Origin of the sequence: Terribacillus sp. 7520-G, from assembly GCF_002271665.1 — a bacterium.
In the GTDB taxonomy this organism is placed as follows: Bacteria; Bacillota; Bacilli; order Bacillales; family Amphibacillaceae; genus Terribacillus.
On record NZ_NQFP01000011.1, the window covers coordinates 97,441 to 109,925 of the forward strand.

Here is a 12,485-nt window from a genome sequence, read left to right on the forward strand (position 1 = left end):
AATAATGATCATGCGCCTGCAGCCGATATTCCAAGTCCAATCGAGCTCCTGCGAGAGTGATTGAAGAATAGCTAAAATATAAACTCAGACCTTAGACACTTCATTGCCTGGGAGTATCCCTAATCGCTGAAATACTGCAAAAGCAAATTGCAGGAGAATGCCTCCTGACAAAACAGTCATCACTGTCCCTGGTCCTATCGGGCCTTCAAGCAAAAATGCAGTACAAAGGCAGACAGTGTATATAAACGTCCTGATAACGATGATACTTGATTTAAATTTTTCGATTAACACAAGCATGAGCCGATCGATTGGAATAGGCGCAAACTTCGTATGAAGATATAACGCTGTCCCGGCTGCAAGGAAAAACTGCGCACAAAGAAACAAACCAACCCGGCCGACCACCTTCTCCAAATGGAATCCCCCTAGCAGGAATAGCCACCCGTCAAGGAGCAAGCCAGTTGCAAATGCCGTCAGCAAACCAGCTAATTCCGGAGCCGTGCGTGTAAGCAAGGAATTGATCACAATAAAAAACCCTGCAAGAATAATTTCCCAGCTCCCGACTGTCATTCCAGCTTTATCTGCTAATCCTACAAGTACAGCATCAAACGGTGAGGTACCTAGATCCGCTGTGATAGTAAGGGCAATACCAAAAGTCATAAAAAGCAGACCTGAAAAGAAAAGCACGCCCCTTGTCCGCAACCTTTTAGTTCTCCCGTATTCCATCCTCTTCCTCTTCATGTCAAATGACCATCATTTTTAATTACCATGATGTCGTATGAAGTCAAAGCAACCCCCACCTTCCATATTGATAAATCTATTCAAACACTTTTTTGTTGCAAATACAATATAAAAAGGAACCACCTCCCTTTATTTGGCTTTAATCAATAAACAACTCATAAATTTCATAAAAAAAGAGCTGCAATTTTGCAGCTCTCAGTCACGAAGCTCTTTTCCTTCAAGCGGTTTATTCCGGAACAAGGCATAGATGCCAAAAATGACTCCTCCCAGCAATCCCGCAATCAAATCCGTCATCGTGTCGGTATTGCCGCTCCGCTGCATGACGCTTGTCACGGTCATATCCCCGATGAATTCGATGCTTTCCCAGATTGCACTCCCGATCGTTGCCATACCGCATACAAATAAGAATATGATCCAGCGCGAAATATAGATACCCGCCGGACGAAGCACCTTATAGCGATAAATGGCCAGGGCCAGCCAGGCGATATACATGCTGCCGACAACATGAAGCGTCACATCCCACCACTTGTATTTATCATAAAAGTGGAAAATGGCCCCAAGTATGAAAGTACAGACAAGCAAACCATAATAGCCGAGGATATGCGGTACGCGGAACGGTGTGCGCTGGAAAAACAGCAGGCCCAGCGGCAATGCACTCATGATTACCCTGCCGCCGCCCTTGGTCCAGGAATTCGTATCTCCATTTTTCAGTTCTATCACAAAGGATACCAGCATAAAGCATATGAATAGAAAGCTTAAGATATAGATCGTTTTCTTCAATACTCATCTCTCCTAAAGCTCTTTTTCCATAGTCTAACCAGTTATAAGGGATTCTAGTTAAAAAACAAAAAGACGATTCACCATGGTGAATCGTCAAAAGGTCATCGAAGGAATTTTTCCATATCCTCATCCAAGTAGACCCAGCCCTTCCAGCCGATATGAATGGTATCACGCATGAAATATGGATCATATTCGTGACCGGAATAATCAGCATAGGTAAAGCCATTGTCATCGATTTGTTTTTTGATTCGATTATAGTAGTCTTCCCGGCCCTGTTTCGGGAAGCCAGTGTAGTCGTAATACTCTCCGTTAACAGGAATGATGACAAACAGCGGCTTGGCATCAGCCTTTTTCAGGATATCCAGCATCAGCTGAAAGTCGGCATATTCAGGTGATTCCGCATAGGAATGGCCTTTGTTCTTGCCTTCCATCTCTTTGATGTAATTCTTTTTATGCTTATATACATTCGTCGCGATATGGAATTTCGAGTCCTTTGTCCGTTTTTCGCCGTAAGCATCTGCTTGTGCTTGCAGCTCTTCCCAAGTCTTGTCCTTCACTTTATCCGACTGATGGCGATTCGATGGCTTGTCCTTGATGAGTGTGAAATACAGATCCTTCTTTTCCAGCATCGCTATATAAGCTTTGGCCGGAGCACTTAATATGTTGAACTTCATCTTCTTATCATCCAGGTAAGCATCGTACAGCTGATACAGCATCATGTCATTCTTCACCGCATCATATGTCATCAGCCTTTTCATCAAATCCTGCTTCACCTGTTCATCCATCTCTTTATTGAATGGCAGCTGATATGCCTGCAGGGAGGAATAATTCGGTGCGAAATGCTGTTCATCGGTACCGTGCTTGACGAACCATTGAGGCGAGACGATGATGACCATCTTTTTTCCCTTCAGCTTATCCGCATGCGTGGCAAAATTCAAATCATGGATGATCGAGGTTGTACCGCCTTTCCCGATCAAGTATGGTGTATGCTCTGCCCCATTCACTGCAAAATAATTGGACGGATGGAAAGGATCCCAGCGGGACAGCTCCGAGGAACCGTAAATTGGTACATACTCCGGATCAGCAAGCATTTCTCCCTGCAAATACGTGCCCTGGAACATATTCGGCTCCAGACTGGTGGCCGATTGCTCCAAACGATCGGCCGGCACCAGCTTGGCCAGCCAGGATGCCGGTACAAAGACCAAGCTGGCGAACAGGACCAATGCAAGTATGATCGGTCCGAATAAATACTTCTTCTTCATTATTTCAGCTCATTCAATCGATCGGTGATCGCACTCGGTGTATTCCATGTATCGCGGTCGAACTCCGTAATCGGTACATTGATGCCAAGCTGCTCTTCAAATTGAACGAGCAGCTCTACTGTTGCAAAAGAATCCAGCAAGCCTGCCTCGAAAATATCGAGATCCTGCTCCTCCTTCACAACATCATCCTCACAAACTTCTGCAATAACTTGCAGCACTTTCTCTTTAAAATCCATTAGTATATTCCCCTTTTATTGAAATGGTCTTCCGGAAAACAAATAGAATCCGAAACAGACGACATGGAAAGTGATGACGATCGATACAACCGTCATGAGTTTCCCCGCCGGCCAGCGTTTATGTTTTTTGTTCCAAGTCTCGAAGAAATTAAAGGCTGTCATCATCAAAGCATGATAAGCACCGTAAACGATGTACTGGATCGCCAATCCATGCCATACACCCATCAGTAAAAACAGCAGGATATAACCCAGATTGGAAACAAGCATTTTGTTCTGTATCCATTTTTTCTTTTTCATCAGAAAGACGAAACGCATGAATACATAATCACGGAACCAGAACGACAGCGACATATGCCAGCGATTCCAGAAATCTTTGATATTCCTGCTGATAAATGGCAGGTTGAAGTTTTCGGGCGATCTTATGCCCATGATATAGCTCACCCCGACGGCAAACAGTGTATATCCCGCAAAATCGAAGAACAGATATAAACTGTAGCTGTACATATACAGCAAATGATAGCTGATCCGGCCATCAGCGATATGGTCGAGGTTCATGATGAAATAAGTATTGATGGCGTACCCAATGATGAACTTGTACAAGAAACCTAAAAATATCTTATTGATTCCTTTATAAAGCAGCTCCTTATATTCGTCAGGTGTCCATCTTTTCTGTTCATCCTTTTGAAAACGGCGGAACCGATCGATCGGTCCGGATGAAATCGTCGGGTAGAACAGCATGAAATTGACCAGCTGATAAATCGACAGCTGCTCCTTGATCAAACCATCCCTTGTTTCGATGATGATTTGAACCGCACGGAATGTCAGATAAGAGATTCCGAGAAATGCAGCCCAATTATCCACTGCCAAAAATGGCAGGATCTTCGATAAGATCAACGGCAGGATCGATAGCAAACTCATGATATAGAATACAAGGCTGCCATTCTTTGTTTGCCGGTATCTTATGTAACCTTTGATGAGGACCAGCTGCAGGATGGTGAAGATGACGAGTGAATAAAATCCTTCCTCTCCGCCGGAAAAGATCATCGCCAAGACGACGATGGAGACAAATACATTGTAATAGCGCAAGGGCTTGCCCATCATACCGAGAATCATCGTCGGAAGCAGCAGGATTCCCAGGATGATGAAGAAAAGGAACGAACTGTACGGGGTCATGCGAGTACCTCTTCTTTCATTTTCTTCCGATCCGCTTTCCCATTCATCGTCATCGGAATCACTTCATGATAAGTGAATTTTCGCGGAATCATATATGCTGGCAGGCGCAGGGCAAGATCCTTGCGAATGGCCGCTGTCAGCTGATACTCTTTGTCAAAGTCATGTTCTTTCGGAACGACTGCTGCAATCAAGTATTCGATCTCCTCATTTGGCGCATGGGGGATGATGATGGCAGATTCGATATACACGGATTGATTGAGATGGAATTCGATTTCCTCCAGTTCCATCCGGTACCCATGAAGTTTGATTTGATAATCCAACCTTCCCTGACAATACACCATTCCATCTTTGATCACACCGGCATCGCCTGTCCGATAGGCCGGCATGCCCTCCACGATGCCATAAGCCTTCTCTGTCAGAAGCGGCTCTCCCAAATATCCTTTTGTCACACTAGGTCCCGCAAGGACAAGCTCACCTTTTTCGCCGTCCGGCAGCGGTGTTCCCGTTTCATCGACGACCAGGATGCGCATATCCGGTTTCGGGAATCCCACCGGCAACGCTTCATCCTTTACCAGCAACTCTCCTGTAACTTCCATGCTGGTGACTGCAACTGTAGCTTCTGTCGGTCCATATGTATTGAAAATCTTCGCATTCGGGAATCGCTCCTTCAACTCCCTGGCCACTGTCAGCGGAAGCACTTCACCGCAGAAAAGAAAAGTTTCAAGCTCTGGAAGCATCGCTGCATTGAAATCTTGATTCGGCAAGCACATCTGGACAAAGGATGGCGTCGAAATCCAATTCTGTATGCCAGAACGAACCAGGTTCTCAAAAAGCAGCTTCGGCTTATTGATCACTTCTTTATCCAAGGCATGAACAGTACCGCCGTTTTGTAACGCTGGATAAAAATCCATCACGGATAAATCAAATGAAAAAGGTGCTTGATTCAGGAATACTTTTCCCTCTCCCAATGGAAAGTCTCCAGTCATCCAATCAGTAAAGGATTGGAGATTTGCTGCCGTTACTTGTACACCTTTTGGATTCCCGGTACTTCCGGATGTATAAATGATGTAGAATACTTCATCTCCATCCACCCAATTCTCCCGTCCGATCGGCTCTTCCTTTTCCAGCTGTATGTCTGCTGTATGTAAGATGGCAGCATTGTCCACTTCCAGCACCTTATCCGTCGTATCAATGACCAGGCCCGCCCCTGATTTTTCCACGATAAGACGCACCCGTTCCATCGGAATGGATGTATCAACCGGTATGTATGGGTGACCAGCCTTTACACAGGCAAGGAAGGATACCGGCATATCCGCTCCCATATGGCCGTACACAACAATCGGCGTTTGACGTCTTAGCTGACAGCTATTACGGATAAGGCCAGCCAATCTGCTGGATCTGTCCCAGAGCATCCCATAGCTGACCCTTTCGTCTCCATTGCGAAATGCTGTTTGTTCAGGAGTCACTGCCGCATGCTGTGCAATGGTTGTTAATAGTTTCATCGTATTATCTTCTCCAATTAAAAATCGTTATAGATGTAATTACCTGTATTGGCTGTATGGAAGCCATACAGCATGAATAAAGTGATCAGGATTGCCAGATAGAAACAGGTGTGCGCGACAAAACGAACACCTGTATGCGTACACAGCTGCTTAATTTTATTCATTTTCCCCTCTGCTTTCTATTCGAATTTATAGCCGGTACCGATGACAGTCCGGATATGGTGCGATTCATATCCAAGTTTGGCTCTAAGCTTCTTGATGTGCGTATCCACGACCCGATTATCCCCTTCAAAGTCAATTCCCCACACGTGATTCAAAATTGTTTCACGTGAAAGAACGTTATTTTTGTGCTGGAGCAGAAGCAGTAAGACCTCATATTCCTTCGGTGTCAGCTCGACCTGCTGATTATCCAGTTCCAGGTTACGCGCTTTCGTATTGACAACAGCGTGACCGAAACGGATCATATGACCATTCGGCAAATACTGCTCCGTAGCTCGTTTCATCAAAGAATTCGCGCGTGCAACCAGTACTTTTGGACTGAATGGTTTGGTTACATAGTCATCGGCTCCGAGCTCAAATCCATGAATTTTATCATTATCACTGGATTTGGCGGTCAAGAGGATGATCGGGACACCGGATTTGCTGCGCACCTGCTTGGTGACGGCAAATCCATCCATCTCGGGCATCATGATATCCAGGATGACCAAATCAGGGTAAACGGCATCAAACCAGCTTATGGCACTGCTGCCATTATCCGTTTCATGTACTTCCCAGCCATCCTTTTTGAAATAATCCGCCACTACTTCCCGGATGCGTGATTCATCCTCGACAAGCAGCACTTTTCTTCCCATCACGAATCATCCCTTCCACCTTATATGCATAAATTAACAATTTCATATGTCCTTCATGTGTCCAAATAAGTAATTTTTCCCATCATTTATGGAAACGAGCAAAGAAACGTACTCCTTCCGGCATATTTTCCACACCATAACTGAATCCGTGCAATTCAAGTATTTGCTGTACGATTGCGAGACCCAGGCCTGTTCCGCCGGTCATTCTGCTCCGGGAAGACTCGGTGCGATAGAAACGGGACCAAATATTTGCAAGCTGCTCCTCCGGTATTTGCGGCCCTTTGTTCTCGACCATGAACACACTGCATTCCTCTTTTGAATCCGTTTCAATCCGGATGGTGACGACAGACTCTGGTTCACTATGGCGAACAGCATTTACGAGCAGATTCCGGATAACCCGCTCCATCCATTCATAATCCGCCACGATCGGCAGCTCATTCCGCGGCATCACTTCGATTGAAACACGCTTCTCTTTTGCCATGCAGAACAGCTTATCCGATAGGTTCTCTGCCATTTCGCTAAGCAAGAAGGATGATTTCTTTAATTTGATCACACCATTTTCAAGCTTTGCCAAATCCAGCATATCGCCGATCAGGATCTCCATCTTGTCGGATTCCTCGATGATGACCTCCATATAGTGATCCTGTTTATCCGGACTGACACCATCCTGCAGCCCTTCGGCAAAGCTCTTGATAATGCTGAGCGGTGTCTTGAGCTCATGGGAGGCATTTTCAAAAAACTCCCGCTGCGCTTTCTCCATTTGCTTGCGTTTCTCCATATCCTGCTTCAGCTTGTCATTGGCTTGCTTCAAATCCTCCACTGCATGATCCAAATTCTGCGCCATGATGAGCATATTATTGGAGAGGCTGCCAAGTTCATCGTTTCGCTTGATCGGCTTCACTGATGAGAAATCCAGATGCACCATTTTTTTCGCCATTTCATTCAGCTTGATCAGCGGACTGCTCACAAGACGGGAATAAATCAAGGAAAGCAATAAAATAAGGACAAAACCGGCGATGCCGATGTATAAATAAAACACGCGCAGCGCTTCATTTGTATCTTTTGTTTCCTGAATGGACGTCACCGAGAACATCAATTGCATCTCCCCGTCTTTCTTGACAGGCTCAATCAGTACCAGATTGTGCTTGCCGGTCCATGACTCCACCCAGTCAAGCTGCAGGCTCTCCCCTTTGTTGAGCTTCTTGAGCAGACTTTCATCGAGCGGGAACCATTCCAGCAGCGCATCATAAAGGAGACCAAATCCTCTATTCGACATGACAGCCTTGGGCAGCGATACGCTCTTCACTGTTCCTTCGAATGTCACTTCATTCTCTTCCAGGTGTTCACCTACACTATCCTGGCCCTTGGTGATGACCGAAGGATATACCACCGAAGAAACCGACATATCATTTTCCCCATTGACAACCAATGTATCTCCCTTTTTGATGTTCAATGCATTCAACTCGTCACCATAATCCGTGACCAGTAAGGAAAGCGCCACTTCCAGAACCTGTCCATCTTCAGTTTCCAGCATGATGTGTAATGGGTCTTGCACCAGCTGATATCCTTCTGCATCGACAATCGTCAAAGGACTTTTAGTCTCCCTCATATAAGAAAGTGTCTGCTTCGTCAACTGCTCTGCGCTCCAAGGATTGTCTTGATAAGCCTGGGCCAGTGAATCCAAGTGCTTTGCAGCTTCTTTCGTTTTATAGTGCTGGTAGAAACTATCGAAGAACACGAGCTGAAAAATCATGATCATCGCGTAAAATGCCACAAAAATCAAAGCTGTAACAGTAAACAGCTTTAATGTAATACCTCGCTTTTTCATGTTGCACTCCTTTATATCAAACAGCTATTTATAAGCAATACTGTAAATCAAGCATATGTTTTCTGTGTGTCCGCACACAGCCTTCATCAGCGTACATCCTTTTATATCATAAAGGAACCTTTTTTTGTAAAAACAAAAAATCTGATTCCTCCATACGCTATCATCGAGTCTTTTATACCGAAAAGAGGGAAGTTTATTGGGGAGGGAAAATAAGTATATGGACTATGCCAAGGGGGATGCCCATTACTTTATCGATGTAAACAAAAATCGTCTATTCACACGGAAGAACCAGAACTATATCAACCGGCTCGGCCGGGATGTCTTAAATACACTCGGGAACGTATCCCTCCTGGAAATCTATCTGAGCAGGGGGCAGGTAATTCAACCTACTATACAGACGGATATCAATATTATCGTTTTAAATAGGAACAGCCTCTCCTTCGGTCGGAAAGGCTGTTCCTATTTAAAATATCAAAAATACTGGTACATGACTAAGTTTATCGCAGCAGCATCCGTAAATCCGCTTCATTTCCTAATAGATCCTTCAGGGTATATGCATCCAGCACCTGCAAATAAGCATGCAGGGCTTTTCCGAGTATCCCCCTTAATCCACAGACAGACGCAATCGGACAAGTATTGTTTTCCCGGTTGAAGCACTCGACCAAGTGAAAATCATCCTCCATCCGCCGTACGACCGCCCCGATATTGATGTCTTCCGGATCACGGGCCAGACGGAGGCCGCCGGAGCGTCCCCTGACCGCATCTATATAGCCAGCCTGGCGCAGTTCATGCGCTACTTTCATCAGATGATTTTTGGATATATGGTAAGCTGTCGCGATTTCCTGGATCGTCGACAGTTTGTCTTTTTCTTTTGTCCCTAGATAAAGAAGGATTCGCAAGGAAAAATCAGTATACATCGTTAATCGCATTGGTTCACATCCTCCTCTTCCAAAGGATTATAGCATAACTCACGAAATGATTGGGCAAATAGAGAATGTGACACTTTTGTTAAAGTGGTATTTAAAATATATCTTTTATCCATCATTAGTTCTATGATAGAGATAGATCAAAGAAAGAAGGAATCCAGAATGCTATCACAAGAAACCATTAACGTTATTAAAAGCACTGTACCAGTTTTAGAAGAACATGGGACTCAAATCACCACTGTCTTTTATGAGGAATTGTTCAAGGCTCATCCTGAGCTTTTGAATATTTTCAACCATGCCAATCAAGCAAGAGGTAAACAGCAGACTGCGCTTGCCAATGCTGTCTATGCGGCCGCAGTACATATCGATAAGCTGGAGGCCATCTTGCCGACTGTCGTACAGATTGCACACAAGCATGTCAGCCTGGGGGTGAAACCAGAGCATTATCCAGTCGTAGGCGAATACTTGCTCAAAGCAATCAAGATGGTTCTGGGGGATGCTGCGACACCAGAGATCCTGAAAGCATGGGAAGAGGCCTATGGTGTGATCGCGGATGCTTTCATCGGTGTAGAAGCGAATATGTATGGAGAAAATGAGAAGAAAGAAGGCGGCTGGGCATTCTTCAAAGACTTTATCGTCGCCAATAAAGTACCGGAAAGTGATGTCATCACTTCCTTCTACTTAAAGCCTGCTGACGGCGAGCATGTGCCTGATTTCCAACCGGGTCAGTATATATCTGTCAGGGTATCCATCCCTGGCGAAAAATATATGATGATCCGTCAGTACAGCCTATCTAAAACACCGTCACCGGATATGTTCCGTATTTCTGTCAAAAAAGAAAACGATAATGATCCGGATGGAAAAGTCTCTGTATACTTACATGAACAAGTAAAAGAAGGAGACAAACTAGAGATAAGTGCACCGGCTGGTGATTTCACGCTCGAGGGAAATTCGGAAAAAGCCATCACATTCATTGCCGGCGGTGTCGGTATCACACCGATCATGAGTATGCTGGAAACATTGGCAGAAAAGGATCCAAACCGGGAAATCATCTTCCTTCAAGCAGCCCGCACTCCTGCTTATGCTGCCTTCACTGAGCAAATCCAAAGCTTCCAGGAAAAGATGCCCAATCTGACATATCAAACTTATTATGAAGGCAATCGAATCGATGAAACGGTCCTCAAGGATAAGGTGAATGCCAATAGCGATGTATATGTTTGCGGTCCGGCCGGGTTCATGGAATTCGTCATTTCCACCCTATACCGCGCTGGTTTCAGCAAGGAACAAATTCACTTTGAGTTCTTCGGTCCCGCTGCCGATCTTTCAAAAGCTGAATAATACAATTAAGCGCACTGCCAAGGCAGTGCGCTTTTTGTCAATCCTTATCTTCTTTTTCTTCAATGCTTTGCACGATATCCTGGATGGTTACCTGAGCCAATGCTTTCTCCATGGCCGACTGTGCTCCTGCAAAAATCGGCAGTATCGCTGATTGAATATTGCGGCCAACGGTACATTGCGGATTCGGACTGCCATGGACACTGAATAATTCATTTTCCGGAACTGCTTCCACAGCCTTATATACATCAAACAGCGTCATTTCATCAAGCTGTCGCGCCAGTTCTGCTCCCGCCACCCCGGGCCTTACTTTCACCAATCCAGCTTTCTTCAGCATCCCCATGATCTTCCTGATTACTACAGGGTTTGTATTGACACTGGCGGCGATGAATTCAGACGAATTGACTTCATCCTTATTCACTTCCAAAAGTGTCAGTATATGAATACCAACCGCAAAACGGCTGCTTATCGACATAACTTCCAGCTCACTTTCTAATGAATTCCTATCTATAGTATAACGCAAAAACAGTCGGGTAAGAGGAATGTATTGACAGAACACGTCCTGTAACTTAACATATTACATGTAAATGATTTCGTTACAGGAAATGAAGGAGGAAGACTATGAAAATCGGTATCATTGCCGCAACAGGTAAAGCAGGCAGCCTCATTACAGCAGAAGCGGCAAGCCGCGGCCACGAGGTGACGGCGATTGTCCGCAATCCTGCGAAAGTGAAGCAAGACAATATCCAAGTGATCCAAAAGGACATCTTTGATATCAAAGCCGAGGATATCCAAGACTTTGATGCAATCGTCAATGCTTTTAACGCTCCAGCCGGTGAGGAAGAACAGCATATCGAAGCTGGGCGCATTTTGATTCAAGCATTGAAAGATGCGCCTTCCACTCGTCTTGTCGTTGTCGGCGGAGCGGGGAGTCTCTTCGTAGATGAACAGAAGACAACGCGCGTATTCGAAACTCCTGACTTCCCGGATGCCTTTTTACCGACAGCAACCAATATGGGAGAAAATCTGAAGGAACTTGAAAACAGTGTAGGAATTCAATGGACATATATCAGCCCTGCGGGTGTCTTCGACGCTGATGGAAAACGGACTGGCAGCTATCAAACAGGAGGAGATACCATGGTCCTCAATAAGCAAGGCGAAAGCTACATCAGCTACGCCGACTATGCGATGGCTGTGCTGGACGAAATCGAAAATCCAGCCCATACGAATGAACGCTTCTCCGTCGTCGGCGAAAAATAAAGAAAAGCGCTGGACCTTTTGATCCAGCGCTTTTCCCTTATTTCAACAGATTCAATGATTCGCGGTTGAATGCTTCCAAATCATCGGGTGTTCTGCTTGTCACGATGTTATGGCTGACAACCACTTCTTCATCCTTGTAGTTTGCGCCAGCATTGATCAAGTCTTTGCGGACACTGCGATAGCCTGTGATATCCTTGCCTTTCAGCAAGTCAGTATCGATCAATACTTGCGGACCGTGGCAGATGGCGAATACAGGTTTTTCGTTTTCCACGAATGCCTTTGCGAATTCACCAGGACGATCATCCGCGCGAAGCAAATCAGGAGAGAAGCCTCCAGGAATCAATAGTGCATCGAATTCACTTGCGTCCACATCGGAAAGCGCTTTGTCGATTGTCACTTTCTCACCATGCTTACCAGTGACTTCCTTACCAGCTTCCAGCTCCACGTTCACGATACTGTGGCCAGCTTCTTCATATGCTTTTACCGGACTTGTATATTCGATATCTTCGAATTCATCTGTGACTAATACTGCGATTTTTTTACTCATATATAGTCCCTCCTCTGTCAACTCTGATTCAAGATTACCAGAAGCAT

General features: G+C 45.2%; 14 protein-coding genes. 2 read left to right on the forward strand and 12 right to left on the reverse strand.

Translation table 11 applies throughout. The features are described from left to right. Nucleotides 1–84: 84 nt before the first annotated feature. From CHH53_RS05155 to CHH53_RS05205, 10 genes are all read right to left on the reverse strand, one after another. Complete coding sequence (locus CHH53_RS05155; RefSeq protein WP_483316335.1) at nt 85–738, reverse strand: YczE/YyaS/YitT family protein; 654 nt, start codon at nt 736–738, stop codon at nt 85–87. Nucleotides 739–933: 195 nt separating this feature from the next. Continuing rightward, nucleotides 934–1,518, reverse strand: coding sequence for a DUF2238 domain-containing protein (locus tag CHH53_RS05160; protein ID WP_095215055.1), 585 nt, complete (start codon nt 1,516–1,518; stop codon nt 934–936). 101 nt (nt 1,519–1,619) lie between these two features. Beyond that, on the reverse strand, nt 1,620–2,780 hold the full coding sequence (gene dltD / locus CHH53_RS05165) for a D-alanyl-lipoteichoic acid biosynthesis protein DltD (protein ID WP_095215056.1): 1,161 nt from the start codon (nt 2,778–2,780) through the stop codon (nt 1,620–1,622). Further along, nucleotides 2,780–3,016: a D-alanine--poly(phosphoribitol) ligase subunit DltC gene (gene dltC / locus CHH53_RS05170; RefSeq protein ID WP_095215057.1), complete on the reverse strand. Its 237-nt coding sequence runs from the start codon at nt 3,014–3,016 to the stop codon at nt 2,780–2,782. Before dltC ends, dltD begins: the two co-directional genes overlap by 1 nt. Nucleotides 3,017–3,031: 15 nt before the next feature. After that, nucleotides 3,032–4,189 (reverse strand): D-alanyl-lipoteichoic acid biosynthesis protein DltB, encoded by a 1,158-nt coding sequence (dltB, locus tag CHH53_RS05175; RefSeq protein ID WP_095215058.1) that lies wholly within the window; start codon nt 4,187–4,189, stop codon nt 3,032–3,034. After that, nucleotides 4,186–5,691 carry a D-alanine--poly(phosphoribitol) ligase subunit DltA gene (gene dltA / locus CHH53_RS05180; RefSeq protein WP_095215059.1) on the reverse strand — a complete coding sequence of 502 codons (1,506 nt, stop codon included), beginning with the start codon at nt 5,689–5,691 and terminating at the stop codon, nt 4,186–4,188. Before dltA ends, dltB begins: the two co-directional genes overlap by 4 nt. A 17-nt stretch (nt 5,692–5,708) precedes the next feature. Further along, on the reverse strand, nt 5,709–5,855 hold the full coding sequence (locus tag CHH53_RS05185; RefSeq protein WP_095215060.1) for a teichoic acid D-Ala incorporation-associated protein DltX: 147 nt from the start codon (nt 5,853–5,855) through the stop codon (nt 5,709–5,711). A gap of 15 nt (nt 5,856–5,870) precedes the next feature. Continuing rightward, nucleotides 5,871–6,542 (reverse strand): response regulator transcription factor, encoded by a 672-nt coding sequence (locus tag CHH53_RS05190; RefSeq protein WP_095215061.1) that lies wholly within the window; start codon nt 6,540–6,542, stop codon nt 5,871–5,873. Between the two features lie 82 nt (nt 6,543–6,624). Then, nucleotides 6,625–8,370 (reverse strand): HAMP domain-containing sensor histidine kinase, encoded by a 1,746-nt coding sequence (locus CHH53_RS05195; protein ID WP_095215062.1) that lies wholly within the window; start codon nt 8,368–8,370, stop codon nt 6,625–6,627. 497 nt (nt 8,371–8,867) lie between these two features. Beyond that, nucleotides 8,868–9,299 carry an RrF2 family transcriptional regulator gene (locus CHH53_RS05205; protein WP_095215063.1) on the reverse strand — a complete coding sequence of 144 codons (432 nt, stop codon included), beginning with the start codon at nt 9,297–9,299 and terminating at the stop codon, nt 8,868–8,870. A 159-nt stretch (nt 9,300–9,458) separates the two neighbouring features. On the opposite strand from CHH53_RS05205, the gene hmpA reads away from it, so the two are divergent. Beyond that, entirely contained in the window at nt 9,459–10,634 is a 1,176-nt protein-coding gene (gene hmpA / locus CHH53_RS05210) for an NO-inducible flavohemoprotein (protein WP_095215064.1), read from the forward strand. Nucleotides 10,635–10,671: 37 nt separating this feature from the next. Here the strand turns inward: hmpA and CHH53_RS05215 are convergent, their stop codons facing one another. After that, on the reverse strand, nt 10,672–11,106 hold the full coding sequence (locus CHH53_RS05215) for an Rrf2 family transcriptional regulator (protein WP_095215065.1): 435 nt from the start codon (nt 11,104–11,106) through the stop codon (nt 10,672–10,674). 146 nt (nt 11,107–11,252) lie between these two features. Between CHH53_RS05215 and CHH53_RS05220 the strand changes: the two genes are divergently transcribed. Then, nucleotides 11,253–11,891: an NAD(P)-dependent oxidoreductase gene (locus tag CHH53_RS05220; protein ID WP_095215066.1), complete on the forward strand. Its 639-nt coding sequence runs from the start codon at nt 11,253–11,255 to the stop codon at nt 11,889–11,891. Between the two features lie 37 nt (nt 11,892–11,928). Here the strand turns inward: CHH53_RS05220 and CHH53_RS05225 are convergent, their stop codons facing one another. Then, nucleotides 11,929–12,438 carry a type 1 glutamine amidotransferase domain-containing protein gene (locus CHH53_RS05225; protein WP_095215067.1) on the reverse strand — a complete coding sequence of 170 codons (510 nt, stop codon included), beginning with the start codon at nt 12,436–12,438 and terminating at the stop codon, nt 11,929–11,931. Between the last annotated feature and the right edge of the window lie 47 nt (nt 12,439–12,485).

Excerpts from the sequence above, each read along its gene's own strand:
- CHH53_RS05155 (WP_483316335.1), bottom strand. The coding sequence starts at position 738 with ATGAAGAGGAAGAGGATGGAATACGGGAGAACTAAAAGGTTGCGGACA.
- dltD (WP_095215056.1), bottom strand. The coding sequence starts at position 2,780 with ATGAAGAAGAAGTATTTATTCGGACCGATCATACTTGCATTGGTCCTG.
- dltC (WP_095215057.1), bottom strand. The coding sequence starts at position 3,016 with ATGGATTTTAAAGAGAAAGTGCTGCAAGTTATTGCAGAAGTTTGTGAG.
- dltB (WP_095215058.1), bottom strand. The coding sequence starts at position 4,189 with ATGACCCCGTACAGTTCGTTCCTTTTCTTCATCATCCTGGGAATCCTG.
- dltA (WP_095215059.1), bottom strand. The coding sequence starts at position 5,691 with ATGAAACTATTAACAACCATTGCACAGCATGCGGCAGTGACTCCTGAA.
- CHH53_RS05185 (WP_095215060.1), bottom strand. The coding sequence starts at position 5,855 with ATGAATAAAATTAAGCAGCTGTGTACGCATACAGGTGTTCGTTTTGTC.
- CHH53_RS05190 (WP_095215061.1), bottom strand. The coding sequence starts at position 6,542 with ATGGGAAGAAAAGTGCTGCTTGTCGAGGATGAATCACGCATCCGGGAA.
- CHH53_RS05195 (WP_095215062.1), bottom strand. The coding sequence starts at position 8,370 with ATGAAAAAGCGAGGTATTACATTAAAGCTGTTTACTGTTACAGCTTTG.
- CHH53_RS05205 (WP_095215063.1), bottom strand. The coding sequence starts at position 9,299 with ATGCGATTAACGATGTATACTGATTTTTCCTTGCGAATCCTTCTTTAT.
- hmpA (WP_095215064.1), top strand. The coding sequence starts at position 9,459 with ATGCTATCACAAGAAACCATTAACGTTATTAAAAGCACTGTACCAGTT.
- CHH53_RS05215 (WP_095215065.1), bottom strand. The coding sequence starts at position 11,106 with ATGTCGATAAGCAGCCGTTTTGCGGTTGGTATTCATATACTGACACTT.
- CHH53_RS05220 (WP_095215066.1), top strand. The coding sequence starts at position 11,253 with ATGAAAATCGGTATCATTGCCGCAACAGGTAAAGCAGGCAGCCTCATT.
- CHH53_RS05225 (WP_095215067.1), bottom strand. The coding sequence starts at position 12,438 with ATGAGTAAAAAAATCGCAGTATTAGTCACAGATGAATTCGAAGATATC.